Source organism: Blastococcus sp. SYSU D00813, from assembly GCF_054050735.1.
In genome coordinates, this window is the sequence record NZ_JBJGZX010000007.1 from 1 (window position 1) to 25,519 (window position 25,519).

A 25,519-nucleotide genomic window follows, 5' to 3' on the forward strand; every position below is an offset into this window, starting at 1 on the left:
AGAGAACCGCCGGGCCGGGCGCGCCCCGGGCGCCGCCGCGCCCCCCCCCCGCCCCCCCCCCCGCCCAGGGGGCGGCGGAGGCCGAGGCGGCTCCCGCTGCCGAGGCGGCGGCAGCGGCCGCGGCCGCGGAGGAGGCAGAGGAGGCCGAGGAGGCCGAGGAGTCGTCGGGCGGCGGCTCGGCCGCCGCAGCCGGCAGCACCGCGGTCAGCGCCGTCGCGCGCATCAACAACACCGCCGGCCCCGTCTCCTCGCGGGTGCAGGCCGCGGCGAACGCCGTGGTGCGCAACGTGCCCGGGGCCGGCTCGATCTCGCTCGGGGGGACCCGGCCCAGCGCGACCGACCCGGGGGGTCACCCGTCGGGCAACGCGCTGGACTACATGGTGATGACGAACGCCTCGCTCGGCGACGCGATCGTCGCCTACCACGTCGCGCACTGGAACGAGCTCGGCGTCGAGTACATCATCTGGGAGCAGCGGATCCTGCAGTCGCCGGGCGGCTCCTGGTCGACGATGGCCGACCGCGGCGGCGTCACCGCGAACCACTACGACCACGTGCACGTGAACTACCGGTGAGCGGTCACCCCGGGGCGGTCGCGGTGACCGACGACGCCGAGCGGAAGCGCTTCGAGGGCCGGGTCGACGGGCAGCTGGCGGCGATCGCCGAGTACATCCGGACGCCGGACCTCGTCGTCTTCACGCACACCGAGGTCCTCCCCGGCTTCGAGGGCCGCGGGATCTCGTCCGAGGTCGTGCGCCGGGGACTGGACGCGGTCCGGCGGGACGGGCTGCGCGTGCTGCCGCTGTGCCCGTTCGTCGCCGGCTGGATGAGCCGGCACGCCGCCGACTACGGCGACCTCGAGTACCGCTCTCGGACCACCATCACGGACGCCACCGCCTGACCGGCGGCGGGGTCAGCCCCGGCGGGAGCGCCCGCGCGGTCCGCCCTGCCGGCCGCCCAGCGCACGGCCGGCGGCACGCCCGGCGACGCGCCGGCCCCCGCCGGCCGGACGCCGGTCGCCGTCGCCCCGCCCGGCCGGGCCGCTGCACGGCCGGCAGGTGGTGAACCGCGGCGCGACCGCGCGGCCGCACTCCCGGCAGGTGGCGGTGCGGACGGTCGAGATCGCGCGCGGCAGCAGCACCGAGATGCTCTCCGCGCACTCCTCCTCGACCCAGGCGGCGTCGTCGGTGGTCAGCCCGGCCACGCCCGGGAAGCGGCGCAGCAGGGTCTGGGCGTCGCGGGCGGCGGCGGCCGCCTGCTCGAAGTCCTCGACCGTCCCCCCGCGGGGCACGTCGGGCAGCACGGTCTCCGGCGGGACCGGCAGGCCGACGGCGTGCTGCAGGGCCGCGCGGGCCAGCGTCAGCCAGCGGGTGCGGCGCGGCGGGTCGTAGTCGATGGCGAGGTTGACCAGCCGCCACACCGTGTCCAGGTCGCCGGCCGCGCCGAGCGGGCCGCGCAGCAGGGGCAGCAGCGCCTGCACCCGCAGGACCAGGCTGCTGACGTCGTCGGCGGTCATCGCCTCGTCGCGGGTCGCCGACCGCGCCCAGGCCATCCACCGGGTGAGGGCCTCGGGCAGGTCCTCGGCCTCGAAGGCGCCGAGGTCCTCGAGCTCCGGCCGCAGCCGGGGAGCCCGCTTGGGGAGGTCGCTCATCGCGTCGCCGCGGGCGACCGCGGCGCCGGCAACCAGCAGCCCCTGGTCGGGCCGCAGCCCGGTCACGCCGGTCAGGACGCCGACCCGACCGTGCCCCGTGAGGCCGTACCGGCCGGCCCGGCCGGCGATCTGCGCGGTCTCCCACGACCGCAGGGGCCGCACGCGCTCCCCGTCGAACTTCGTCGTCTCGGCGAACAGGACCGTGGTGGCCGGCACGTTGATGCCGTGGCCGATCACGTCGGTGGTCACCAGGACGTCGAACTCACCGCTGGTGAACTGCTCGATCACCTCGCGCCGGGTGGCCGGCGGCAGCGCGCCGTAGAGGACGCCGACCCTCCCGGGCCGGTGCGCGTGCAGCGCGGCGGCGACGGCGTAGACGTTCTTGCGCGAGAAGGCGACGACGAGCGTCTGCGGGCGGACCGTCTCCGGGCGGACCGGGGCGCGCAGGACGTCGAGCCGGGACAGCCGCTTGTGGTTGACGACCGTGACGTGCTCGGCGTCGGACACCAGCGGCTTGAGCAGCAGGTAGGCCTCGGCGGCGGAGATGAGGTGCATCTCGCGGTACTCGCCGGTGAGCAGCAGCCGCGCCCAGTGGTGGCCGCGCTCGGGGTCGGCCACCCAGTGCGACTCGTCGAGGACGAGCAGGTCCCCGCGCATCGGCGCCTTCTCCACCGTGCAGCAGACGATGGGCGCCCCCGGGTCGATCTCCTCCTCGCCGGTGGAGAGGCCGACGGTGCCGGGCGGCAGGGTGGCCGAGAGCTTCGCGTAGGCCTCGTGGGCCAGCTGCCGCAGCGGCGCGGCGTAGACGCCGGACCCACCGGCGGCCAGCGCCTGCAGCGACTCGTAGGTCTTGCCGGAGTTGGTCGGCCCGAGGTGGAAGACGACCTCGGCCGGCCGGACCGCCCGGACCGGCAGCGACGGGGCCGCCCCCTCCACCCAGCTCTGCTGCGCGCGCCGCTCCTCCCGCGCGGCGGAGCGGGAGGCGTCGCGAGCGGTGGACTCGCGGGCGGAGCGGTCCCGGCGTCGGGCGGTGTCGGTACGGGGAGCGGTCACGGGCAGGCAGGGTCCTTCGGGGGCCGGGTGCGGTGTGCACGGGGAGAGGGGTCGACGCCGCTCGACGGGCGGACTCCCACGGGGGCAACACCGGGACGACCCGGTCCATGCCCGCGCGCCGGCCAGCGTAGGCCCCGGGTCCCGAGCGAGCCGCGCTCCGGCCGGGTAGGGAGTGGTCGCGGCGTGTGCGGGCGAGGCCGAGGAGGTCGACGTGGACTGGCTCTCCGACCCGGGGTACTGGGCCGCCCGGCTGGTGTTCACCCGCGGCCTGGCCGCGGTCTACCTGGTCGCCTTCCTCGTGGCGCTGCGGCAGTTCCGGCCGCTGATCGGCACCCGCGGCATGCTGCCGGTGCCGCGGTTCGTCGAGCGGACGCCGTTCCTCCGGGCGCCGAGCCTGTTCCACCTGTACTGGTCCGACCGCTTCTTCGCCGCGGTCTGCTGGACCGGGATCGCCGTCTCCGCCGCGGGGCTGGCCGGCCTCCTGGACCGGGCGCCGCTCGTGGGCTGGATGGCGGCGTGGGCGCTGCTGTGGGTGCTCTACCTGTCGATCGTGAACGTCGGCCGGACGTGGTGGGGCTTCGGCTGGGAGACCCTGCTGCTCGAGGCCGGCTTCCTCGCCGTGTTCCTCGGGCCGGCCGACGTCGCCCCGCCGGTGCTGGTGCTCTGGCTGCTGCGCTGGCTGCTGTTCCGGCTGGAGTTCGGCGCCGGCCTCATCAAGCTGCGCGGCGACCCGTGCTGGCGGGACCTGACCTGCCTGCGCTACCACCACGAGACCCAGCCGATGCCCAACCCGGCCAGCTGGTGGTTCCACTCCCTGCCGCCGCGCGTGCACACGGTCGAGGCGCTGGCCAACCACGTCACCCAGCTCGTGGTCGTGTGGGGACTGCTGCTGCCGCAGCCGGTCGCCACCGGTGCGGCGCTCGTCGTGGTCGTCACCCAGGGGTACCTGGTGCTCAGCGGCAACTTCTCCTGGCTCAACTGGCTGACGCTGGTCCTGGCGACCTCCATGGTCGACGGGCGGGTGTGGGCGGCGGTGCTGCCCGTGGAGCCCCCGGCCGACCTGGACGCGCCCACCTGGCACACCGTGCTGGTCGCCGTCGTCGCCGCCGGCCTGCTGGCGCTCAGCTGGCGGCCGGCGCGCAACCTGCTGTCGCCGCGGCAGCGGATGAACGCCAGCTTCGACCCGCTGCACCTGGTCAACAGCTACGGCGCCTTCGGGTCGGTCACCCGCACCCGGCACGAGGTGGTGGTCGAGGGCACCGACGACCGCGTGGCCGGGCCCGACGCCGTCTGGCGCGAGTACGAGTTCCGCGGCAAGCCCGGCGACGTCCGCCGCCGCCCGCCGCAGGTGGCGCCCTACCACCTGCGGCTGGACTGGCTGATGTGGTTCGTCGCCATCGACCCGGGCTACGGCCGCGCCTGGCTGCCGGCGTTCCTGCGCCGGCTGCTCGAGGGGGACCGGGACACCCTGCGGCTGCTGCGCTCCTCGCCGTTCCCGCCCGGGGCCCCGCCGGCGTACGTGCGGGTGCTGCTCTACCGCTACCGGTTCACCACGCGCGCCGAGCGGCGGGAGACCGGCGCCTGGTGGGTGCGGACGCCGGCGGGGGTCCTCGTCGACCCGGTGTCCCTCGACCGGCCGGGGCGGTCCCCGGGCTGAGGCCGGTCCCGGGCCGCCTGCGAGACTCGTCCGGCCGGTGTTCACGTCGCGCCGCGGCGGGGTACCCCCGGTTCCCGGCCCCGGCGTGGCCGTGGAACCCCCGCGCCGGGGCCGTGACGTGTCCCCGGCGGCAGGCGCAGCGCCATGGCGCGAGCGGACCGGAGCGGGGGAGGCGGGGATGGCGGAGGCGCTCGCGGCCACGTGGCTGCCCGCCGGCCTGACGGCCACCACGCTGGCCCTGCTGCTGCTCGCGGCCTTCGCGGCCGGCTGGATCGACGCGGTCGTCGGCGGCGGGGGCCTGCTGCAGCTGCCCGCGCTGCTGCTGGTGCCCGGCATCAGCCCGGTGCAGGCGCTGGCCACCAACAAGCTCTCCTCGGTGTTCGGCACCACCACCAGCGCGGTCACCTACACCCGGCGGGTCCACCCCGACCTGCGCACGGCGCTGCCGATGGCGGCCGTGGCGCTGGTGGCCAGCGCCGCCGGGGCCTCGGTCGCCGCGCTGCTGCCGGCGAGCGTGTTCAAGCCGGTCATCGTGGTGGCGCTGGTGGGCATCGGGGCGTTCACGCTGCTGCGGCCGTCGCTCGGCGAGGTGACGGCGCTGCGCCACACCGGCCGCCGGCACCACGGGACCGCGGTCGGCATCGGCGGCGTCATCGGGTTCTACGACGGCGTCCTGGGCCCGGGCACCGGCTCGTTCCTGGTCTTCGCCATGGTGTCGCTTCTGGGCTACGACTTCCTCAACGCCAGCGCCAAGGCCAAGATCGTCAACGTCGCGACCAACCTCGGCGCGCTGGCGGTCTTCGTGCCGCACGGGTCGGTCTTCTGGGGGCTGGGCCTGCTCATGGGGGCGGCCAACGTGCTCGGCGGCTACCTCGGCTCGCGGACGGCGACCGCGCGCGGCAGCCGGTTCATCCGCGTCGCGTTCCTGGTCGTCGTCTCGGCGCTGGTCCTGCGGGTCGGCGCCGACGTGTGGACGGAGAACCTGCGGCCCCTGTGGAGCTGACCGGTCAGGGCGCGACGGGGGACCAGGCAGGGGCCGCGCCGCCGGTGAGCCGGCCCGCGGCGAGGTCCGGGAAGTGCGCCCCGACCCCGGTGGTGCGCCCGTCGGCGAACTCCCGCCACAGCCGCTCCCGCGTGCGTCCGGCCTGCGCCGGGTCGACGTCGCCGATGCTGTGCCACGCCCGCTCGCGGTGCTGCACCGGGCAGGTGACGGCGTCCCCGAGCAGGACCAGCCGCTGCCCGCCGGAGGTGACGGAGACGCTCAGGTGCCCGGGGGTGTGGCCGGGCGTCATCAGCGCCTCGACGCCGGGGGCGACGACGGCGTCGGCGTCCAGCGGCCGCAGCCGCGGGTCGCCGGCCAGCGCGCGGAAGCCGGCCCGGACGTGCGCGGCCATCTCGCCCGGCCCCTCGACGAAGTGCGCGCCGTCGGCGGCGCCGAACCACAGGTCCGCCCCGGCGAACAGCGGCTCGCCGTCCTCGCCGAACAGCCAGCCGACGTGGTCGGCGTGCAGGTGCGTGCAGACGACGTCGGTGACGTCCCCGGCGGTCAGCCCGAGGGCGCGCAGCCCGGTGGGCAGCTGGCCCCCGACCAGCAGCATCCCGCCCGGCACGTCCTGCGCCTCCGGCCCGAGCCCGGCGTCGACCAGGACGACGCGGCCGCCGGTGCGGACGACGAAGCAGCCGATCGGCAGCCACGCGGCGCCGTCGCGGGAGAACAGCTCGGGGGCGGCCGTCGCCGGCACCGCGGACCCGAAGTAGCGCGGGCGGGCGACGAACGTCCCGTCGCTCACCGCGTCGACGCGGATGTCGCCGACCTGCACCGCCCCACCTCCCGCCGGGTCCGCCGGGGCCTCCGGCCGGGTCCATCGTGGCGCACCCGGCACGGCACGATGACCCGGGTGAAGCTGCTGCTGCCCGACTCGCTGCCCCTGGCCCCGGAGCTGCCGGAGGGGGTGACCGCCGTGACCTACGCCGCCGGCGCGCCCGTCCCGCCGGAGCACCGCGACGCCGAGGCGCTGGTCGTGTGGGGCAGCTCGGCCGCCGACCTCGCCGCCGTCGCCGGCGACATGCCGCGGCTGCGCTGGGTGCAGTCGCTGGCCGCCGGGCCGGACGCCGTCCTGCGGGCCGGCTTCCCCGGGGACGTGGTCGTCACCTCGGGCGCCGGCCTGCACAGCGCGACGGTGACCGAGCACGCGCTGGCGCTGCTGCTGTCGCTGGTGCGCCGGCTGCCGGCGGCCGGGCGGGCGCAGGCCGAGCACCGCTGGGCCCGCGAGCTCGGCGGGTTGCAGCCGCTGCACCCCGAGGGCGCGGTGACCACGCTCCTGGACGCCCGGGTGCTCGTGTGGGGGTTCGGCGCGATCGGGCAGACGCTGGCGCCGGTGCTCCGGTCGCTGGGCGCCGAGGTGCGCGGTGTGGCGCGCTCGGCGGGGGAGCGCGCGGGGTTCCCGGTGGTGGCCGAGGACGACCTCGAGGCCGAGCTCGCGGGCGCCGACGTGCTGGTCATGGTCCTGCCGGCCACCGACGCCACCCGGCACGCGCTGGACGCCCGGCGGCTGGCCGCGCTGCCCGACTCCGCGCTCGTGGTGAACGTCGGCCGGGGGACGACGGTGGACGAGGCGGCGCTGGCCGGGGCCCTGGCGGCCGGCCGCCTCGGCGGCGCCGCCCTGGACGTCACCGAGACCGAGCCGCTGCCGCCGGACTCACCGCTCTGGGACGCCCCCGGCCTCGTGCTCACCCCGCACGCCGCCGGTGGCCGGCCGGTCGGGGCCGACGCCCTGGTCGCGGAGAACGCGGCGGCGCTGCTGGCGGGGCGGGAGCTGCGGAACGTCGTCGAGCGCTGAGCGCCTCAGGCCGACAGCGAGCGGCGCTGCAGCTTGAGCCGGCGCCGCTCGCGCTCGGACAGGCCGCCCCAGATGCCGAACCGCTCGTCGTTGGCGAGGGCGAACTCCAGGCACGCGGACCGGACGGCGCAGCCGCTGCACACCCGCTTGGCCTCCCGCGTCGAGCCGCCCTTCTCCGGGAAGAACGCCTCCGGGTCGGTCTCGGCGCACAGGGCGTCCAGCCGCCACGGCTCCTCGCCGGCGTCGGCGTCGGCCCACGCGGGGGCGGGCAGCTCCTCGGCGGCCGCGAAGCCGTCGTACACCTCGGGGTACTCGGGCGCGTACCAGTGCTCGGGGGCGGTCGACTCGGTGATCAGGCTGAGGTGGGAACGCGTGGGGGAAGGCACGGGGAGCTCCTCGGGAGGGGGCGTGGCGCGGCTCCGTCTCGATGTGACGGAGGGGTACGCCCTGACTGCTGTCGGTCACGTTACGGAACCGAGATGTGCCCCGGCACCCGCGCTTCTCGACGAAACGGCGCCGTCCGCTCGTCAACACCTGCCCCCACGCGTGACACGGGTCAGGCCGTGCCGGACACCCCCGGGCGGGCCGGGCGCAGGTCGCGCAGCCGGCCGAGCCAGGCGGTCAGGCCGCCGCCGGGCGGGACGGCCGCGGGCGCGGGCAGCTGGTCCCGCAGCGCGGCGCGGCGCTCCTCCAGTGCGGCGACCTCGGCGAGCAGGGCGGACCGCCGGGCCGCGGCCTCCCGGTCGAGGCGCTCGCGCGCCGCGGCCGCCTGCTCGTCGGCCCGCCGCCGCTGCTCGCGCCCGGTGCCGTGCAGGGCGACGACCTCGGCCCGCGCCACCAGCAGCGCCGCGGCCGCGTCCCCGGCGGCCCGCCGGCGGACCTCGGCCGCGTCGTCGGCGGCGCGCCGCTCGCACCAGCGGACCTCGGCCAGCCGAGCCGCGGCCTCGGCGCCGGCCCGGTCCTGGGCCGCCCGTGCGGCGGCCAGGACCCGGTCGGCCTCGGCGGTGGTCCGGGCCGCGGCGGCGGCGGCCTGCGCCGTCAGCGCGGCGGAGCGCCGGTGCGCGTCGGCCAGCGCGCGGGACGCCTCGGCGCGGAGCTCGTCGGCCGCCGCTCCCGCGGCGTCCCGCTCGGCCCGGGCCTCGGCACGGATGTCCTCGGCCTGGTCGGCCGCGTCGGCGAGCAGCGCGCCGATCCGGCGGGAGACCCGCAGGAGCTCCCCGCCGCCGGCCGAGTGGGCGCCCAGCGTCCGGGCCTCGTCGAGCTCGGCCTGCAGCCGCAGGTGCCGGGCCATGAGGTGCTCGCGCTCGCGCTCGGCGGTGGCCAGCTCCTCCTCCGCCCAGCGCACGTAGGTGTCGACCTGGAAGCGGTCGTAGCCGGCGACGGCGCGGGCGAACATCGGCGCGGCGCCGAGGACGTCGGCCAGGTCGCCGGCCACGTTCGGCCGGCGCTGCGCGGGGTGGGTCTCGGTGTCCAGCTGGGTGCTCAGGGGTGCCTCCCTCGGCCGTGGGGCCCGAGATCCGGACGGTACGGGCCCGGAAGGGTCCGCTGGAGGGAGCGGCGCGGACGGCTCACCCGCCCGGCCGCGCGCGCCGCCCGATGGGAGTGCGGGTCCGCCGGCCGGTCGCTCAGCGTCACGCCGGACCGCCCGACCGCCACCGCCCCGGGGGATGGGCGCGCCGGCCGGGGGCGGGGAGGCTCGGGCCGTGACCGACGCGCCGACCCCGCCGGTGCCGGGGGAGATGACCGTGCCGCCGCTGTTCGGCTGGGAGGCCGTGGCGGCGGTGGTGCTGCTCGTGCTCGCCGTCGCCGTCCTCGTGGCGGTGGCCGGGGCGGCGTCGGGCCGCCGCGGCGGGCGGCGGGAGTGGGAGGCCTGGCTGGCCGGGCGCTCCCGGTGGACCGGCGTCCCGGAGCCGTCCCCGGGAGCCGATCCGGGCGACTGACCCGGGACCTTCGTCCCAACCCGGTGTCCACCGGCCCCCGGTGTCCCTACGCTCGGCGGGGTGCTGCTGCTGGAGCGGGAGCAGGCCCTGGACGCCCTCGCCGAGCACGCCCGGCACGCGGTCGCCGGGCGCGGCTCGGTCGTCCTCGTCGCCGGTGAGGCCGGCATCGGCAAGACGGTCCTGCTGCGCGCCTTCCTCGACGGGCTCGGGCAGCGGACGCAGCCGCTGTGGGGGATGTGCGACTCGCTCAGCACGCCGCGACCGCTCGGCCCGCTCCGGGACGTCGCCGACGACCTCGGCCCCCCGGTGCCGGACCTGCTCGCGGGGGCCGCGACCCGCCACGAGCTGTTCGGCGGCCTCCTGGAGGTGCTGCGCGGGCGGCCCCGCGTCCTCGTCGTGGAGGACCTGCACTGGGGCGACGAGGCGACGTTCGACCTGGTGCGCTTCCTGGCCCGGCGGATCGTGCAGCTGCCGCTGCTGCTCGTGGTGTCCTACCGCGACGGGCTGACCGCCGAGCACCCGCTGCGCGCCGTCCTCGGCGACCTCGTCTCCGCGCCGGACGCGCGCCGTCTGCAGCTGGCCCCGCTGAGCCGCCCGGCGGTGGCCACGCTGCTCGACGGGCACCGGCTGGACCCGGCCGACGTGCACCGGCGCACTGCGGGGAACCCCTTCTTCGTCAGCCAGATCCTCGCCCAGCCCGACTCGCCGCTGCCCGAGAGCGTGCGGGACGCCGTGCTGGCCCGCGTCGCCGGCCTCGCCCCGTCCGCGCGGCACTCCCTGGAGCTGCTGTCGTGCACGCCCGAGCCGGTCAGCGGGGAGCTGCTCGGCGCGCTGGGGATCTCCACGACCACGGTGGGCGTGCTCGCGGCGACCGGCCTGCTCGACCGACGCGGGCGCGGCGTGGCCTTCCGCCACGAGATCGCCCGCTCCGCCGTGCTCGAGGCCACCACCCCGGGCGCCGAGCCGGCGCTGCACACGGCCATGGTCGGCGCGCTGGAGGCGTGCGGCGGGGACCCCAGCCTGCTGGCCCACCACGCCGCGGCGGCGGGGGACGTCGCGCGCGTGCTGCGGTACGCCCCGGCCGCGGCGGCGGAGGCCTCCTCGTCGGGCGCGCACCGGGAGGCGGTGGCCTTCTACGAGACGGCGCTGCGGCACGCCGGCCGGGACGCGGCCCGGCGCGCGGCGCTGCTCGAGGCGCTGTCGACCGAGCTGTACTTCACCGACCGGCTCGCCGACGCCATCGCCGCCGGGGAGCAGGCGGTGGAGCTGCGCCACGCGCTGGCCGACGACGTCGCGGTGGGCGCCGGGCACACCGCGATCTCCCGTTTCGCCTGGTTCGCGGCCGACCGCACGGGCGCCGAGCAGCACAACCGGGCCGCCGTCGAGCTGCTCGCCCGCGCCGACGACCGGCGGGCGTTGGGGTTCGCCCTGGCCAACACCTCGTTCCTGGCCTCCCAGCGGGGTGACGGCGAGGAGGCCCGGCAGGCCGGGACGCGGGCCGAGGCCATCGCGGCCGAGCTCGGGGACGACGTCCTGCGCAGCACCGCCGGCATCGGGCTGGCGGTCACCCGGCTGCTCGAGGGCGACCTCGGTGCCCGCGCGGACCTGCTGGCCATCAGCGACGCCGGGCTGCGCCACCGGCTGGACAACCTGGCGACCACCCCGATGACCAACCTGTGCCACCTGGACGTCGAGCAGGGCCGCTTCGCCGACGCCGAGGTGTCGCTGGCCCGGGGCCTGCGGATCAGCGGCGAGCGCGACACCCCCATCTGCACCGCGTGGCAGCTCGGCGTCCGCGCCCGCCTGCGGCTGCGGCAGGGCCGGTGGGCCGAGGCGGAGGACGACGCCCGCGCCGTGCTCACCTCCGGCGACCTGCCGCTGAGCCACCTGTGGCCGCACCTGGTCCTCGGCCTGCTCCGCGTCCGCCGGGAGGGGGCGCCGGAGAACGCGCACCTGGACGAGCTGTGGCGGCTGGCCCGGCGGCTGGACACCCCCGGCACGCTCGCGCCGGCCGCGGCCGCCCTGGCCGAGCAGGCGTGGACGACCCGGCGGCCGGACCCGCGGCTGGCGACGCCTGCGGTCCGCGAGCTGGTGACCCGGCCCTTCGCCGGCCGCGAGGTCGCGCTGGCCCCGCTGCTGCGGTGGACCCGGCGGCTGGCCGCCGACGGCGTGCAGGACGCCGGCCCGGCCGACGACACGGACGCCGGCTCCCCGGCGCCCGGACCGGAGGAGCCCTTCGAGGCAGCGCTGGCCCGGTGGGACGCCGGCGGCGCCGACGACCTGCTGGCGGCGCTGGCCGTCCTGGACGAGCTCGACGCCCCCGCCCCGGCCGCGCTGGTGCGTGCCCGGCTGCGCGAGACGGGGGTCGGCAGCGTCCCGCGGGGGCCGGCGCCGGCCACCCGGGCGAACCCGGCGGGGCTGACGGCGCGGCAGCTCGACGTCCTCACCCTGCTGGCCGACGGCTGCAGCAACGCCGACATCGCCGCCCGGCTGGTGATCTCGCGCAAGACCGCCGACCACCACGTGTCGGCGGTGCTCGCCAAGCTCGACGTGCGGTCCCGGGGCCAGGCCGCGGCGGTGGCGCGGCGCCTGGGCGTCCGGGCGGGGTAGGCGCAGCTCAGCCGCGACCGGGGACGAGCAGCGGCCGCCGCGTGGCCGACCGGAGCCGGGTGCTGGTGCGGAAGGCGCCGGGGGCGACCTGGTCGAGGTCGCGCTCGGCCGCGGCGGTGCGGGCGGCCTCGGCGACGACGACCAGCACGGTGGCCGGGCCGCCGGGGCCGGAGGCGGGGTGGGCCGTCACCGGCCACCCGCGGGCGGCCAGCCGGCCGGCGGCCGTGGTGCCGTCGCCGGGGAGCACGACGCGGTGCTCGACGGGGTCGCCGGCGATCCGGCCGTCGGCGACGATCCCGAGGTAGACGCCGGCGGCGACGCCGACCGCGTAGCCGGCCACGTTGGCGGGCCGGTCGAGGTTCGTGACCACCTGGCCGAGCGCGACGACCGAGAGGACGGCGTTGACGGCGCCCAGGCCGGCGGCGATCCGCTTGCGCCCGCGGGTGGCCAGCGCGACGCGGAGCTGCCACACGGCCACCTCGAGGACCACCAGGACGGCGATCAGCAGCGGCTGGGCGGGGACGCTTCCCACGGGGTGCTCCTCGGCGGGGTCGGGCCCGGGTCCGGGCGGTGAGGACCAGGTACTCCCAGTCCATGACGGTGCTGCCGCCGGTGCCCCGGTCGAAGCGGGCGGCCAGGTCGGTCAGGTCCCGGTCGAGCGCGGCGGTGCGCTCCGGGTCGTCGGCGACGTTCCGGTAGGCGGCGATGGTCGGGCCGTAGACGGTCTTCCACCACTGCGCCCACTCGGCGGGGCTGGTGAACCGGTCGCAGGTGAGCAGCTGCTTGCGGGCGGTGACGTCGGTGACCCGGTCGCCGAACAGCCCGCGGACGTGCTGCTCGTCGCCCCACAGCGGCGGCGGGGAGGCGCCCGGCGGCGGCGGGGGCGCGTAGGCCTTCATGAGCCGGAACAGCTCGCCGACGAAGCCCTCCGGCGTCCAGGCGATGAGGCCGATGGTGCCGCCCGGCCGGCAGACCCGGACGAGCTCGTCGGCGGCCTGCTGGTGGTGCGGGGCGAACATGACCCCGACGCAGGAGATCACCACGTCGAAGGAGCCGTCGGCGAAGGGCAGCGCCTCGGCGTCGGCCTCCTGCCAGTCGAGCTCCACGCCGTGGCGGGCGGCGAACTCGCGCCCGGCGACGAACAGCTCGGGGGTGAGGTCGGAGGCGGTCACGCGGGCGCCGGTGAGCGCGGCCGGGACGGCGGCGTTGCCCGTGCCGGCGGCCACGTCGAGCACGCGGTCGCCGGCGCGGACGCCGGCGGCGGCGACCAGCTCGGGGCCGAGCTCGGGGATGAGGTCCATGGCGACGGCGGGGTAGTCGCCGAGGGCCCACATGGCCCGGTGCCTCGCCTTGAGCGCGCGGTCGGCGGTGGGGTCGATGGTGGTGGTGGCCTGGGTTGGCGTTGTCATGCGGCAAAGCTAGGAACGGGAGGGGGTGGGCCTCGTCGGGAGAACTCCCCATCTCGGCCGGCGCGGCACCCCATCTCGCGGGCCCGCGTCCGGGACCGGGACCCGTGGCCACCCACGTCGTCGACCCGGTGCCCACGGGCGGCTGCGGCTGCCGGACGCCATCCGGTCCGGGACGCACGGAGGCCCCGGGGCGTCCGCCCCGGGGCCTCCGTCGCGCCTGGTGTCAGGCCGCCGCGTGCGCGCCGTCCCGCGGCGGCGTGCCGCCGGTCCGGCTCGCCGCACGACGCGCGAGGAGCAGCGCGACGAGCAGGCACAGCACGCCCAGCGCGGCGGCGACGACCGGCAGGACCGTCCCGACCAGGGCCAGCAGGCTGGAGTCGTCCCCGACGTCGCTGCCCCGCTCGTCGATCGAGTCGTCGGTGGAGTAGACGTCGATCGTCGCGAACTCGACGACCACGGGGAACCCGCCGAGGTCGAGCGTGCCGGTGATGACCTGGGTGCTGCCCCCGGCGATGGTGGCGCCGAGCTCCTGGTCGGCGTCGACGAACGTCGTCGTGCGCGAGGTCCACGCGATCGGGATCTCGTCGGGCAGGGTCGGCAGGATCGCGGGCAGCTGCGCGGTGAGCTCGGGGTCGACGTCCCGGGCGAGGCTCGGCGCCAGGCCGGCCAGGTCCCGCGGCAGGGCCGTGGGCAGGCCGAGCGCGGCCGGGTCGGCGAGCTCGCCCTCGGCCACCGACTCGTAGCGGTAGACGTCCCGGCCGCCGAAGCGCTCCTCGCCCTCGAAGGTCACCGGCGCGGCGGTGCGGGTGTTCTGGTCCCAGTACTCGTAGGCGCCGTCGGCGGTCGAGGGGTCGACGGGCAGGGTGAACACGAGGCCCTCGGCGTCGGTGACGCCCTCGGCGCCGTCGGGGGCCGGGCCGGCCTCGGCGGTCTCCCGGTCGACCGCGAAGAGCACCTCGGTCACCGACGGCTCGGCGTCGCCGACGGTGCGCTCGTCGGTGCGGCTGACGATCTCCGTGTCCCCGTCGGAGGACTCGGCCTGCACCCGGCGGGTGGCCTCGATGGGGACGTCCTGGAGGAGGAGGTCGCCGCCCGCACCCGAGAGGGCGCCGGGGTCGACCCCGTTGTACGTGCCCTCGAAGCGGAGGGTGACGTCGAGGTCCTCGGGCAGCTTGGTGACGGTCGGGACGACGACGAAGCGGACGACGGCGGCGGCGACGATCAGCAGCACGCCGACGACGGCCAGGACGAGGGAACTGCGGGTGGCTCTCACTGCGAGGGGGCTCCGGGGTCGTTCGGTTCGGTAACGACCCCGAGTCTGCGCCCCCGACCTGCGGCTCCGTCGAGCCGGGGGTGCCGGTGGGGGAGGAGGTCAGCGCTCGACGTCCATCCGGGCCACGAGGTCGCCGTCGAACGCGTAGACGTGGCGCACGTCGGTGCGCTCGAGCACCGTGCCGGCCGGGCCCCGCACGACCAGCCGCACGCGCACCTCGACGGTGCCGTCGGGGCGGTCGGCGAATCCGGTCGGCTGCAGCCACGGCCGGATCTCGGCCCACTGCCGCTCCCAGTACGCGCGGACGGCCTCGGCCCCGGAGAGCCGGCCGCCCTCCCAGCCGTTGGGCCAGTCGACGTCGGGCGCCATCGCGGCCAGCACCGCGTCGACGTCCCGGGAGTTGAACGCCCGGTACAGCGACCGCAGCCGCTCCTCGTGGCGGGTCGTCACGGTCGGCCTCCTCGGGTCCCGGTGGGCCCCGCCATCCTGCCCCATTCACGCTGCGTCACCGGCTCTGCGCGCTCTGGAGGAACCTGCCGAATGGTCTGCCCGCCGGCCAGACGTCCGTGGCAGGTGTTGCCCGCGCGACCGGTGGGCTTCGGCGAGATGTGAGGCCAGATCCCCTGGTGACGAGCCGCTGACCTGCTGTTCCTTACGGGCCTCACACACCGAGGAGGCCCCGATGTACCGCTCCGCTCTCGTCCCGCCGCTGCTGGCGGCGGCCGTGCTGCTCACCGCCTGCGGCGGGGACGACGACGCCGACGCCACGTCCGACGACCGCTCCACCACCTCCGCCGCGTCGTCCGCGCCCGCGACGGACGAGCCGACCGGCACGGCCGGCGACGGCGGTGCCGAGGAGGCCGCCGACGAGGACACCCCGGCCTCCGGTGGCGGCAGCGGCGGGAGCGGTGGCGCCCCCGCCCCGCAGTCGACGAGCCGGCCCGCGCCGGGCACCCCGGACGCCCCGGCCCCCGGCACCACCCCGGACGGCGACCGGCTGCACGACCCCGACGGCGCCGGCCCGCTCCCGGCGGAGGTCCTCGTCTCGCAGGGGTCGGTCGTGTGGGCCGTCTACCTCGACACCGGCTCGCCGGTCGACGAGTGGCAGGCGGCCTCGCTGGGGGAGACCGAGAGCTACCTGACCGGCCTCTACGGCTACACGGGCTCCGGCATCGGCTCGGTCTCCTGCGACGCGGGCGCCGCCGAGCAGCTCGGCTTCGTCCCCGACGACAACCGGCTCGCCGTGTACTTCGCCACCGCCGAGGACGCGACGACGTTCGTGGCGATCTACGACCGGCAGGACGTCGGCTCCGCGGAGGTCACGACGTACTGCCTGGACTGACCGCCGTGCCCCCGCGGTCGGGAGGCGGCGCCCCGGGTCCCGTCGGGCCCGGGGCGCCGTCGCGCAGGGGCCGCTCCGGGGAGGCGCCCTGCGGGTTTGCATGTCAAACCGACTCGGGGCTACGGTTTCGGCGTCCGCCCGACCGACCGACAGGGGCCCGTCGTGTCCGCACCCGCTCCCGCGAACGTGAGGGTCCAGCGGCGCACGCTGACCCTGGCCGCCGCGAGCACCGTCCTCGTGCTCGTCACCTTCGTGACGCCGCTGGCCACCGGCGTCCGGACCGCCGCCGCCCTGGACTCCGGGCTCGGCGCCCAGGCCTGGGCGCTCAGCGCGATGAGCGTCGGGCTGGCGGCGACCCTGCTCACCGCCGGCGTGCTCGCCGACGACCTCGGCCGCCGGCGCGTGTTCACCGCCGGGCTGGGGGTGCTGGCCGCCGGTGCGGTGGTCGCGGGGGCCGCGGGGTCGGCCGGCCTCTTCATCGCCGGCCGGGTGGTCCAGGGGGTCGGGGGCGCGGCGGTGCTGGCCGCGGCGCTCGGCCTGATCGGCGCCACCTTCCCCGCCGGGCCCGCCCGGGCGCGGGCGGCGGCGGTCTGGGGCGCCAGCGTGGGCGCGGGCACCGGCGTGGGCGGTGTCGCCGCCGTCGTGCTGGACCCCGGCGACGGCTGGCGGGTCACCTACCTGGTCACCGCGGCCACCGCGGCCGTCCTCGCGGCGGCCGCCGCCCGGCTGCTGGGGGAGTCCGGCGGCCGGGCCGGCAGGGCCGTCGACGTGGCCGGTGTCGTCCTGCTGGCCGGCGGGACCAGCGCCGTGCTCGCCGGGCTCGTCGAGGGCCGCGCCGGCTGGGGGCGCCCGCCGGTCGTGGTCCTGCTCGTCGCCGGGGCGCTGGCGCTCGCCGGGTTCGTCGCCGTCGAGCGGCGGGTGCGCGCGCCGATGCTCGACCTGCGGCTGTTCGGCGCGCGGGGCTTCACGTCGGCGACCGTCGGCGCGGCCGTCACCGGCGCGACCGTCATCGGCCTGAGCTCCTACCTGCCGACGGTCCTGCAGCGGGGGCTGGGGGAGAGCCTGCTCGCCGCGACGCTGCTCGTGCTCGTGTGGTCCGTCGTCGGGACGGCCACCGCGCTGGCGGTCCGGTGGGTGCCCGGCGTGGACGGCGGCGTGCTGCTGGCGGCGGCGCTGGCGGTCTCCGCGGCCGGGCTCGCCGTCCTCGCGGTGCTGGGCCCGGGGGCGACCAGCGCCCGGCTGCTGCCCGGGATGGTGGTCCTCGGCATCGGCTACGGGGCGGCCAACGCGGCGCTGGGCCGGGAGGCGGTCGCCCACGTCCCGCCGGAGGCGGCGGGGATGGGCAGCGGCGCCAACAACACGGCGCGCTACCTCGGTGCCGCCGTCGGCGTGACCGTCGTCGTGCTGGTCGTGGGCGCCGGCGAGCCCGGTGGCTCGGCCGCCGGGCTGCTGTCGGGGTGGAACACCGCGGCGCTGCTGGGGGCCGCGACGGCCCTGGCCGGTGCCCTCGTCGTCGCCGTGCTGCGGCCGCGGCGGCCGGCGGGCGGTCAGGCGCCGGCGGGCCCGTCGGCTGCCGGGGTCAGCAGCGGCGCCACCATCGCGTCGACGTAGCGCGCCAGCACGTCGAGGTCGGCCTCGGCGATCGCCCGCGTGCCGATCGAGTCGCGCAGCGAGGAGATGCCGGTGAGCAGCGCGGCCACCAGCTCGGCCCGCAGCGCGGTGTCGTCCCCCTCGAGGCGCCCGGCCAGCTGGGCGGTGTAGCCGGCGTGGATGCGGTCGCGGGCGATGGCCCGCACCAGGTCGGAGCCGGCGCCGGCCACGAGGGTGGACATGCTGCTCGCCCGCATCTCGGCCGGCGCGTCCGGGTCGAGGGCGCGGCGCAGGAGCGCGTGCGGCAGGTCGGCCAGCGGCGTCTCGGCGATGGTGGTGTCCGGACCCGTCGGCTGGAGGGCCTCGGTGAGCAGCGCCTCCTTCGAGCCGAAGTAGCGGTACACCAGCGCCTGGTTCGCCCCGGCCGCCGCGGCGACGTCGCGGGTGCTCACCGCGGCGACGCCGTCGCGGGCGATGAGGTCGCGCGCCGCGGTGAGCAGGGCAGCGCGCGTGGCGGCCGCGTCACGGCGCCGCGGGCCCCCGGCGGCGGGTGCTCCGTCGGTCACGCGGTCCTCCTCGTCGGGCGTCGTCGGGCGTCGTCGGTCGGCGTCACCCTAGTGACCCCGGCGGTGGCGCCGGACCGCCGTCCACCCGACGTAGTCAGGTGTTGACTTGCTGTCGAACCGCCGCCTAGAGTCGAAGTCATCAGTTGACTACATGGCCGTGCCGCACTGACGGCACGCGGCAGGGAGGCCCGGCGTGGACGTCCAGGACATGATCATGATCAGCATCGACGACCACGTCGTCGAGCCGCCCGACATGTTCGCGAACCACGTGCCGGACCGATGGCGGGACCAGGCGCCGAAGTCGATCGTCGACGAGAACGGCTACGAGAAGTGGTGGTTCCAGGGCAACTCGATGGGCACCATCGGCCTCAACGCCGTCGTCGGCTGGCCGAACGAGGAGTGGGGGCTCAACCCCGCCACGTTCGCCGAGATGCGCCCGGGCGCCTACGACATCCACGCCCGCGTCGAGGACATGAACCGCAACGGCATCCTCGCGTCGATGTGCTTCCCCTCCTTCGCCGGGTTCAGCGCCCGTTACTTCCAGGAGGCCAGGGACAAGGACGTCGCCCTGGTCATGCTCAAGGCCTACAACGACTGGCACGTCGACGAGTGGTGCGCCGCTTACCCGGGCCGGATGATCCCGTGCGCGATCATGCCGGTCTGGGACCCGGCCGCGATGGTCGAGGAGGTCCGCCGGGTCGCGGCGAAGGGCGTCCGCGCGGTGACGATGCCCGAGCTCCCGCACGTCCAGGGCCTGCCCAGCTACCACGACCTGGAGTACTGGGGTCCCTTCTTCTCCACGGTCTCCGAGCTCGGCGTGGTCGTGTGCCTGCACATCGGGCAGGGCTTCGGGGCCATCAACGGCGCGCCCGACGCGCCGATCGACAACATGATCATCCTGGCCACCCAGGTGTCGACCTTCGCCGCGCAGGACCTGCTGTGGGGCGGGGCCATGCGGAAGTACCCCGACCTGAGGATCGCCTGGTCGGAGGCCGGCATCGGCTGGATCCCGTTCTTCCTCGACCGCTGCGACCGGCACTACCTGAACCAGCGCTGGCTGGGTCACGACTTCGGCGGCAAGCTGCCCAGCGAGGTGTTCAAGGAGCACTCGCTGGCCTGCTACGTCACCGACCCGACCGCGCTCAAGGTCCGCCACGACATCGGCGTCGACGTCATCGCCTGGGAGTGCGACTACCCGCACTCGGACTCGATCTGGCCCGACGCCCCGGAGTTCGTGCACGCCGAGATGGCCGGCGCCGGGGTGCCCGACGACGAGATGCACCAGATCCTGTGGCAGAACACCACGCGCTTCTTCGGCCTCGACCCGTTCGCGCACATCGCCGAGGAGGACGCCACGGTCGGCGCCCTGCGCGCGCTGAGCCCCGACGTCGACACCACCATCCGCTCCAAGCACGAGTGGCGGAAGCTGTACGACCTGCGGCAGCGGTCGCGGACCGCCTGAGGTCGCGTCAGGCGAGGACGGCGGCGAGGACGCGCGCGGGCGGGCCGCTGCCCGACCGCCGGTCGCCGAGCACGCGCCGGGGGAGGTCACGGTGCCCGATCCCGGTGAGGGGATACTGGGTCCGTGCCGAGAGCCCTGCTGCTGGAGAACATCGACCCGGTGGCGGCCGACCTGCTCGGCTCCGCCGGGTACGAGGTCGAGTCGCTGCGCGGGGCGCTTGACGAGCCCGACCTGGTCGACGCGCTCGAGGGCGTCGACGTCCTGGGCATCCGGTCCAAGACCCAGGTGACCGCGGAGGTCCTGCGCCGGCGCCCGGGCCTGTCGGCGGTGGGCGCCTTCTGCATCGGCACCAACCAGATCGACCTGGGCGCGGCCGCCGGCTGCGGGGTCGCGGTGTTCAACGCGCCGTACTCCAACACCCGCAGCGTCGTCGAGCTGGCGGTCGCCGAGATCATCGCCCTGGCCCGGCGGCTGGTCGACCGCGACCGCTCCCTGCACGAGGGCACCTGGGACAAGTCGGCCTCGGGCAGCCACGAGGTGCGCGGCCGCACGCTGGGCATCGTCGGCTACGGCAACATCGGCAGCCAGCTGTCGGTGCTGGCCGAGGCGCTGGGCATGCGGGTGCTGTTCTACGACCTCGAGGACAAGCTCGCCCTCGGCAACGCCGAGCGGTGCGACAGCCTCGACGAGCTGCTCGAGCGGGCGGAGGCGGTGACCCTGCACGTCGACGGGCGGGCCGGGAACGCCGGGCTGTTCGGCGCGGAGCAGTTCGCCAAGATGCGCCGGCGCAGCCTGTTCCTCAACCTCTCCCGCGGCTTCGTCGTCGACCACGAGGCGCTGCGGGAGAACATCCTGTCCGGCCACATCGCCGGCGCCGCGGTCGACGTCTTCCCCGACGAGCCGCGCGAGCAGGGCGACGCCTTCGACTCCGTGCTGCGCGGCCTGCCCAACGTGATCCTCACGCCGCACGTCGGCGGCTCGACGCAGGAGGCCCAGCACGACATCGGCCGGTTCGTCGCCGGCAAGCTCATCGACTACACCGCCACCGGGACGACGACGCTGAGCGTCAACCTGCCGGCGGTGGTCCTGCACGGCTCCTCGGCGGCGCGGTTCTCGCTGCTGCACCGCAACGTGCCCGGCGTCCTCGCGCGCATCGACGCGCTGGTCGGCGAGCACGGGCTCAACGTCGACGGCCAGGTGCTGGGCACCCGCGGCGAGCTCGGGTACGTCGTGACCGACGTCAGCGCGCCGCTGCCGCCGCAGCTCGTCGCCGCCCTCCAGGAGTTCCCGGAGACGATCCGGCTGGTCACCCCCGGGCCCAACCCGCGCTGACCGGTCAGCGGCGCAGCGCCAGCGTCGTGAGCTCGCGGGCCGTGGCGGCCGTGGGCGCGGAGGCGACGGCGTGCTGCAGGGCCCGCTCGTCGCGCAGCGACCGCCGCCACTCCCGGCGGCGGGCGAGGCGGGCGCGCAGCCGCTGCAGCGGGCCCTCGGCGGTCTCGCGGGCCGGCCGGGCGACGACCGGCCCGGGGACGGCGGCGGCGGTGCGGACGGCGGCGGGAAGGGTCGAGGCGGTCATCGGTCTCTCCTGACGGGTGTCCCCCGACTCGGGGCGGGCCCCCCTGCGGGGCCGGTGCGGACACCGTCCCGCCGGCCGCTTGCACTGCTGTTGCAAGCCGCTGGCAGCCCACGTCCGGGCGGGGACGGACGACGGCCGGGCGTCCGCCGGGTGAGGGTCCCGTGCACGGTCGGGGGCCCGGACGCCAACACCCTGCTGTCGGTGGCCGACCACTGCGGGCCCACCTCGGCGTCGACCTCGACCCGGCGGCCAACCGGGCGGCCACGACCGACGCGGAGATCAGCGCGGCCGGAGCGGCCGCACGGACCGTGGTGGTGACCGCCCGCGAGGACCTCGGGATCCGCCGGCAGGTGCGGGGGCTGCTCGCCTCCTGACGCCGGGGGGCTCAGGCCCCGGGGAAGCGGACCCCGGTGATGCGGGCCCGGAAGAACTCGCCCTCGGCCTGCCGGTCCGTGCCCCACCACCAGCCGGCACGAAGGCTCGAGCCGATCGTCACCCCGGAGAAGGTCTCCTCCGCCTCGATCGCCACGCCGAAGGGGTACCGGCCGAACGGCTCCCCGCCCGGGTCGCCCCACCGCTGCATGACGACCCCGACCAGCCGGCCGTCGGGGCCGACGGTGAACTCGGCGCTCTCGTCCTGGTCGCCGATCCGCCACCTGGCCACGGCGGAGCCGTCGTCGGCCCCGGCGGTCCAGGCGGCCCCGAGGGCGGTGGTGGGGGCCAGCGCCGCCTCGCCGGCCAGGCGTCCCGCGGCGCTGCGCGTGACGTCGGGCCCGCTCGCCCGCATGACGGGCACCACCCCGCCCAGCCGCCAGTCCATCTGGCCGGAGCCGGAGCTGTACCGGTCGAAGCCGGCGACCCGCAGGCCGGCGAACCGGGCGGTGGCGGCCCAGACGAAGCCGTTCGGCGGCGCCAGGACCTGCGTGGCGGTGAAGGGCCGCCAGGCCCCCAGCCGGATCTCCCCCCGCATGTCCAGGACCACCGACGGCCACAGCGGCGTGCCCGGCGCGACGGCGTGGGTCAGCCAGCGGCGCGCGGCGGCGGGCAGGCCGGCGACCAGGGCAGGGTCGAAGACCTCGGCCGGCCGGTGGCCGCCGGCGAGCCGCTGCCAGTCGCGCCGGACGGCGCGGGCCACCCGTGGCACCCCGGGAGGGGCCACGGGTCAGGCCCGCGCGATCGCGTCGAGGACCTGCAACCGCGCCGCACGCCGTGCCGGGCCGAGCGCGGCCAGCACCCCGATGACCGCGGCGACGAGCAGGAACACCGCCAGGCGCGGCACCGGCACCGACAGCTCGGTGATGCCCTGGTCGGCCAGCGACCGGCTCAGCGCGATCCCGAACAGCGTGCCGAGGACCAGCCCCAGCACCGCGCCGTAGACGGAGATGACGACCGCCTCCAGCCGCACCATGCGGCGCAGCTGCCCGCGCCCGAGCCCGACCGCGCGCAGCAGGCCGATCTCCCGGGTCCGCTCGATCACCGACATGGCCAGGGTGTTGACGATGCCCAGCGCGGCGATGACCACCGACAGCACCAGCATCGCGTTGATCAGCAGCAGCAGCTGGTCGACCTGGCCCTTCTGCTCGTCGGCGAACTCGCCCTGGTCCTTGAGGTCGACGATCGGGTAGGCGGCCAGCGCCTCCTCCATCGCCGGCCGCACGTCGCCGGGGGCCACGCCGTCGGCCAGGTCCACGTAGAGGTACCGGTCCAGGGCCACCCCGCCGAGCGCGGCGTGCGTGTCCAGGGAGACGAGTGTGGAGCCGACCACCTGGTTGGCCGCGTAGACCCCGCCGACGACGAGGTCCCGCTCCCGTCCGTCGATGCTCAGCGCCTGCACCGTGTCACCGACCGACCAGCCGCGGGCCTGCGCGGTGCTCTCGTCGACCACCAGCCCGTCGCCGGTCAGCCCCTCGGCCGAGCCGTCCACCCAGTCCAGCTCGATGCTCCGGTCCACCCCGGCCGGGTCGATGGCGGTCAGGAACACCGTCTCGCCGTCGAGCTGCACCTGGCCCCAGCGCATCACCGTGACGCCGTCGACCCCGTCGATGCCGCCCAGCTCGCCGGCGACGTCGGGGCTGAACGGCTGCCCGACGGCGCTGGAGACGACGAACTCGCTGCGCACCGAGCCGCTGATCAGCGCGTCGATGCTCCTGTTCGTCGAGGCCCCGATGACGCTGAACGCGCTCACCAGCGCCAGGCCGATCATCAGCGCCGAGGCGGTGGCCGCGGTGCGGCGCGGGTTGCGGATCGCGTTCTCCCGGGCCAGCCGCCCGGTGGTGCCCCAGACCCGGGGCAGCACGGCGCCGACGACCCGCAGGAACGGCCGGGCCAGGACCGGGCTCAGCGCCGTGGCGCCCAGGATGAGCAGCAGGGCGCCGATGCCCACCAGGGACGCGGCGTTGCCGCCGTCGTCCACCAGGGTCCCGGCGACCAGCGACGCGGCGCCCACCACGGCCAGCACGGTGCCGGTCACCGTGCGCCGGCGCAGGCCCCGCTCGGTGGCCACGACGTCGTCGCGCATGGCGGCCACGGGCGGCGTCCTCGCCGCGCGGCGCGCCGGCACGTAGGCGGCCACCAGGGTGACCACGATCCCGACGACGTAGCACCACAGGACGGTGTCGGCGGCGAACACCAGGGCGCCGTCGAGGGTCAGCCCGAAGGAGCCGAACAGCGCGCGCAGGCCGGCGGCGATGCCGTAGCCGGCGGCGAGCCCGACGGTCGAGCCGAGCACGCCCAGCACCAGCGCCTCGCCGAGGACCGAGCGGGTCACCTGCGCCCGGCTGGCACCCAGCGCGCGCAGCAGCGCGAGCTCGCGGGTGCGCTGGGCGACGAGCATCGAGAACGTGTTCACGATGATGAAGGCGCCGACGAACAGCGCGACGCCGGCGAAGACGAGCAGGAAGACGTTGAAGAAGGCCAGCCCCTCGGAGAAGTCCGAGGCGAGGCTGTCGGCCTGCTCGGTCGCCGTCTTCACGTCGTAGTCGTCGCCGACCGCGGCGGCCACCCGGTCGGCGAGCTCGTCGTCGTCGACGCCGTCGGCGGCCGCGACGCCGATGCCGTGGAACTGGCCGGGGGCGGTGAGCAGCTCCTGCGCCGTCGCGGTGTCGAAGGCGGTGAGCGTCGCGCCGGCGAGGCCGCCGGAGTCGCCGAACCGGAACGTGCCGACGAGCTCGGCCTCGATCCGCGGCCCGGGGGTGAGCAGCGTGATCGTGTCGCCCACCCGGAAGCCGGTCTCCTCGGCGGCGTTGGTGTCGATCGCGACCTCGCCGGGCCCGGACGGCGCCCGCCCGTCGACGAGCGTGTTGGGCGAGACCGCCTCCTCGGTGTTCCAGTTGATGCCCAGGCCCGGGGCACCGCCGGTGTCGAGGACCTCGCCGTCGCGCTCCAGGATGTAGACGCCCTCGGCCTGGACGTAGCCCTCGACGGCCGCCACCCCGTCGACCCCGGCGATCTCCTCGACCAGCTCGGCCGGGACGTAGGACGCCGAGCCGCCGGGGCCGGTCAGCCCCTGGTCGAAGGCGGCCGCGCGGGCGACGTTGACGTCGGCGGAGGTGCTCTCGAAGAGGCTGTTGAAGGTCTTGCTCAGGGTGTCGGTGAAGATCAGCGTCCCGCCCACGAAGGCGACGCCGAGCACGATCGCCAGGCCGGACATCGCCAGGCGCAGCTTGTGCGCCAGCAGGTTGCGCCAGGTGGTGCGCCACATGTCAGCGCACGCCCGCGGTGGTCCCGTCGCCGGCCGGCGAGGTCTCGGGCTCGAAGGCCTTCATCCGCTCCAGGACGCGGTCGGCGGTCGGGGCGGTCATCTCGTCGACGATCCGCCCGTCGGCGAGGAACAGGACCCGGTCGGCGTAGCCGGCTGCCAGCGGGTCGTGGGTCACCATGACGATCGTCTGGCCCATCTCGTGCACGGAACGGCGCAGGAAGGCCAGGATGTCGGCGCCGGCGCGGGAGTCGAGGTTCCCGGTCGGCTCGTCGGCGAAGACGATCTCGGGCCGGCCGGCCAGCGCCCGGGCGCAGGCCACCCGCTGCTGCTGACCGCCGGAGAGCTCGCTGGGCCGGTGCGCCAGCCGGGGCCGCAGCCCGACGGTGTCGATCACCAGGTCGAGCCACTCGCGGTCGGGCTTCCTGCCGGCGATGTCCATCGGCAGCGTGATGTTCTCCAGCGCGGTCAGCGTCGGCAGCAGGTTGAAGGCCTGGAAGACGAAGCCGATCCGGTCCCGCCGCAGCGCCGTCAGGTGCTTGTCGTCGAGCGCGCCCAGGTCGGTGTCGCCGATGAGGGCCCGGCCGTCGGTCACCGCGTCGAGGCCGGCCATGCAGTGCATCAGCGTCGACTTGCCCGACCCGGAGGGGCCCATGATCGCGGTGAACTGCCCGCGCGGGAAGTCGACGTCGACCGCGTCCAGCGCGACGACCCGGGTGTCGCCCTCGCCGTAGACCTTGGTGAGGGCGCGGCCGGAGGCGGCGGGGGCGGACGGCGGGGCGGGGTCGGTGGGCGGAGCCTGGTGCACGGTGTCTCCTCGGGGCGGGGGTCCTCGGCCCGGCCGACCCTAGGGACG

General features: G+C 76.7%; 23 protein-coding genes and 2 pseudogenes. 12 read left to right on the top strand and 13 right to left on the bottom strand.

The window, feature by feature from the left end:
* Positions 1–572 (top strand): annotated as a pseudogene (locus tag ACI8AX_RS06685) (hypothetical protein); the annotation flags it as partial.
* A complete protein-coding gene (locus tag ACI8AX_RS06690) occupies positions 569–898 on the top strand; it encodes a GNAT family N-acetyltransferase (RefSeq protein ID WP_456549007.1) in 330 nt (109 codons plus the stop codon). The pseudogene ACI8AX_RS06685 and the gene ACI8AX_RS06690, both read left to right, overlap by 4 nt.
* A 12-nt stretch (positions 899–910) precedes the next feature.
* Here ACI8AX_RS06690 and ACI8AX_RS06695 read toward each other — a convergent pair whose 3' ends face one another.
* Positions 911–2,701 carry a helicase-related protein gene (locus tag ACI8AX_RS06695; RefSeq protein WP_456549008.1) on the bottom strand — a complete coding sequence of 597 codons (1,791 nt, stop codon included), beginning with the start codon at positions 2,699–2,701 and terminating at the stop codon, positions 911–913.
* A gap of 211 nt (positions 2,702–2,912) precedes the next feature.
* On the opposite strand from ACI8AX_RS06695, the gene ACI8AX_RS06700 reads away from it, so the two are divergent.
* Together ACI8AX_RS06700 and ACI8AX_RS06705 are read left to right on the top strand one after the other, a co-directional pair.
* Positions 2,913–4,358, top strand: a complete 1,446-nt coding sequence (locus ACI8AX_RS06700) for a lipase maturation factor family protein (RefSeq protein WP_456549009.1) — start codon at positions 2,913–2,915, stop codon at positions 4,356–4,358.
* A 178-nt stretch (positions 4,359–4,536) separates the two neighbouring features.
* Positions 4,537–5,361, top strand: coding sequence for a sulfite exporter TauE/SafE family protein (locus ACI8AX_RS06705; protein WP_456549010.1), 825 nt, complete (start codon positions 4,537–4,539; stop codon positions 5,359–5,361).
* A gap of 4 nt (positions 5,362–5,365) precedes the next feature.
* Here the strand turns inward: ACI8AX_RS06705 and ACI8AX_RS06710 are convergent, their stop codons facing one another.
* The gene (locus ACI8AX_RS06710; protein WP_456549011.1) at positions 5,366–6,178 is read right to left on the bottom strand and encodes an MBL fold metallo-hydrolase; all 813 of its coding nucleotides are present in this window, start codon (positions 6,176–6,178) and stop codon (positions 5,366–5,368) included.
* 69 nt (positions 6,179–6,247) lie between these two features.
* On the opposite strand from ACI8AX_RS06710, the gene ACI8AX_RS06715 reads away from it, so the two are divergent.
* Positions 6,248–7,198 (top strand): NAD(P)-dependent oxidoreductase, encoded by a 951-nt coding sequence (locus ACI8AX_RS06715; RefSeq protein WP_456549012.1) that lies wholly within the window; start codon positions 6,248–6,250, stop codon positions 7,196–7,198.
* Positions 7,199–7,203: 5 nt separating this feature from the next.
* Here ACI8AX_RS06715 and ACI8AX_RS06720 read toward each other — a convergent pair whose 3' ends face one another.
* Positions 7,204–7,470 carry a WhiB family transcriptional regulator gene (locus tag ACI8AX_RS06720; RefSeq protein ID WP_456549163.1) on the bottom strand — a complete coding sequence of 89 codons (267 nt, stop codon included), beginning with the start codon at positions 7,468–7,470 and terminating at the stop codon, positions 7,204–7,206.
* Positions 7,471–7,754: 284 nt separating this feature from the next.
* Positions 7,755–8,633 carry a hypothetical protein gene (locus ACI8AX_RS06725; protein WP_456549013.1) on the bottom strand — a complete coding sequence of 293 codons (879 nt, stop codon included), beginning with the start codon at positions 8,631–8,633 and terminating at the stop codon, positions 7,755–7,757.
* 268 nt (positions 8,634–8,901) lie between these two features.
* Here ACI8AX_RS06725 and ACI8AX_RS06730 point away from each other — a divergent pair, with 268 nt between their 5' ends.
* Complete coding sequence (locus ACI8AX_RS06730) at positions 8,902–9,138, top strand: hypothetical protein (RefSeq protein WP_456549014.1); 237 nt, start codon at positions 8,902–8,904, stop codon at positions 9,136–9,138.
* A gap of 60 nt (positions 9,139–9,198) precedes the next feature.
* Entirely contained in the window at positions 9,199–11,748 is a 2,550-nt protein-coding gene (locus ACI8AX_RS06735; protein ID WP_456549015.1) for an ATP-binding protein, read from the top strand.
* Positions 11,749–11,755: 7 nt separating this feature from the next.
* Here the strand turns inward: ACI8AX_RS06735 and ACI8AX_RS06740 are convergent, their stop codons facing one another.
* From ACI8AX_RS06740 to ACI8AX_RS06755, 4 genes and pseudogenes are all read right to left on the bottom strand, one after another.
* Entirely contained in the window at positions 11,756–12,280 is a 525-nt protein-coding gene (locus ACI8AX_RS06740; RefSeq protein WP_456549016.1) for a DUF5698 domain-containing protein, read from the bottom strand.
* A gap of 472 nt (positions 12,281–12,752) precedes the next feature.
* Positions 12,753–13,157, bottom strand: a pseudogene (locus tag ACI8AX_RS06745) (class I SAM-dependent methyltransferase); the annotation flags it as partial.
* A 223-nt stretch (positions 13,158–13,380) separates the two neighbouring features.
* Complete coding sequence (locus ACI8AX_RS06750) at positions 13,381–14,430, bottom strand: porin PorA family protein (protein ID WP_456549017.1); 1,050 nt, start codon at positions 14,428–14,430, stop codon at positions 13,381–13,383.
* Positions 14,431–14,529: 99 nt separating this feature from the next.
* Entirely contained in the window at positions 14,530–14,880 is a 351-nt protein-coding gene (locus ACI8AX_RS06755; RefSeq protein ID WP_456549018.1) for a nuclear transport factor 2 family protein, read from the bottom strand.
* 232 nt (positions 14,881–15,112) lie between these two features.
* Between ACI8AX_RS06755 and ACI8AX_RS06760 the strand changes: the two genes are divergently transcribed.
* Together ACI8AX_RS06760 and ACI8AX_RS06765 are read left to right on the top strand one after the other, a co-directional pair.
* The gene (locus ACI8AX_RS06760; protein ID WP_456549019.1) at positions 15,113–15,772 is read left to right on the top strand and encodes a hypothetical protein; all 660 of its coding nucleotides are present in this window, start codon (positions 15,113–15,115) and stop codon (positions 15,770–15,772) included.
* Positions 15,773–15,934: 162 nt separating this feature from the next.
* Positions 15,935–17,383, top strand: coding sequence for an MFS transporter (locus ACI8AX_RS06765; protein ID WP_456549020.1), 1,449 nt, complete (start codon positions 15,935–15,937; stop codon positions 17,381–17,383).
* Here the strand turns inward: ACI8AX_RS06765 and ACI8AX_RS06770 are convergent.
* The gene (locus tag ACI8AX_RS06770) at positions 17,320–17,928 is read right to left on the bottom strand and encodes a TetR family transcriptional regulator (RefSeq protein ID WP_456549021.1); all 609 of its coding nucleotides are present in this window, start codon (positions 17,926–17,928) and stop codon (positions 17,320–17,322) included. The two genes, ACI8AX_RS06765 and ACI8AX_RS06770, sit on opposite strands and share 64 nt — an antisense overlap.
* 193 nt (positions 17,929–18,121) lie before the next feature.
* On the opposite strand from ACI8AX_RS06770, the gene ACI8AX_RS06775 reads away from it, so the two are divergent.
* Positions 18,122–19,390 (top strand): amidohydrolase family protein, encoded by a 1,269-nt coding sequence (locus ACI8AX_RS06775; RefSeq protein ID WP_456549022.1) that lies wholly within the window; start codon positions 18,122–18,124, stop codon positions 19,388–19,390.
* Positions 19,391–19,513: 123 nt separating this feature from the next.
* Complete coding sequence (gene serA / locus ACI8AX_RS06780) at positions 19,514–20,722, top strand: phosphoglycerate dehydrogenase (RefSeq protein WP_456549023.1); 1,209 nt, start codon at positions 19,514–19,516, stop codon at positions 20,720–20,722.
* Between the two features lie 4 nt (positions 20,723–20,726).
* On the opposite strand, the gene ACI8AX_RS06785 is transcribed toward serA, so the two are convergent.
* On the bottom strand, positions 20,727–20,966 hold the full coding sequence (locus ACI8AX_RS06785; RefSeq protein ID WP_456549024.1) for a hypothetical protein: 240 nt from the start codon (positions 20,964–20,966) through the stop codon (positions 20,727–20,729).
* Between the two features lie 161 nt (positions 20,967–21,127).
* Between ACI8AX_RS06785 and ACI8AX_RS06790 the strand changes: the two genes are divergently transcribed.
* Complete coding sequence (locus tag ACI8AX_RS06790) at positions 21,128–21,340, top strand: hypothetical protein (RefSeq protein WP_456549025.1); 213 nt, start codon at positions 21,128–21,130, stop codon at positions 21,338–21,340.
* A gap of 11 nt (positions 21,341–21,351) precedes the next feature.
* Here the strand turns inward: ACI8AX_RS06790 and ACI8AX_RS06795 are convergent, their stop codons facing one another.
* From ACI8AX_RS06795 to ACI8AX_RS06805, 3 genes are read right to left on the bottom strand one after another with little or no spacing between them, the layout of a single operon-like run.
* Complete coding sequence (locus tag ACI8AX_RS06795; RefSeq protein ID WP_456549026.1) at positions 21,352–22,101, bottom strand: DUF6544 family protein; 750 nt, start codon at positions 22,099–22,101, stop codon at positions 21,352–21,354.
* A 27-nt stretch (positions 22,102–22,128) separates the two neighbouring features.
* Positions 22,129–24,666 carry an ABC transporter permease gene (locus tag ACI8AX_RS06800; RefSeq protein ID WP_456549027.1) on the bottom strand — a complete coding sequence of 846 codons (2,538 nt, stop codon included), beginning with the start codon at positions 24,664–24,666 and terminating at the stop codon, positions 22,129–22,131.
* A gap of 1 nt (position 24,667) precedes the next feature.
* Entirely contained in the window at positions 24,668–25,471 is an 804-nt protein-coding gene (locus ACI8AX_RS06805; protein WP_456549028.1) for an ABC transporter ATP-binding protein, read from the bottom strand.
* Positions 25,472–25,519 lie beyond the last annotated feature (48 nt).

Excerpts from the sequence above, each read along its gene's own strand:
- ACI8AX_RS06705 (WP_456549010.1), top strand. The coding sequence starts at position 4,537 with ATGGCGGAGGCGCTCGCGGCCACGTGGCTGCCCGCCGGCCTGACGGCC.
- ACI8AX_RS06715 (WP_456549012.1), top strand. The coding sequence starts at position 6,248 with ATGACCCGGGTGAAGCTGCTGCTGCCCGACTCGCTGCCCCTGGCCCCG.
- ACI8AX_RS06760 (WP_456549019.1), top strand. The coding sequence starts at position 15,113 with ATGTACCGCTCCGCTCTCGTCCCGCCGCTGCTGGCGGCGGCCGTGCTG.
- ACI8AX_RS06785 (WP_456549024.1), bottom strand. The coding sequence starts at position 20,966 with ATGACCGCCTCGACCCTTCCCGCCGCCGTCCGCACCGCCGCCGCCGTC.
- ACI8AX_RS06800 (WP_456549027.1), bottom strand. The coding sequence starts at position 24,666 with ATGTGGCGCACCACCTGGCGCAACCTGCTGGCGCACAAGCTGCGCCTG.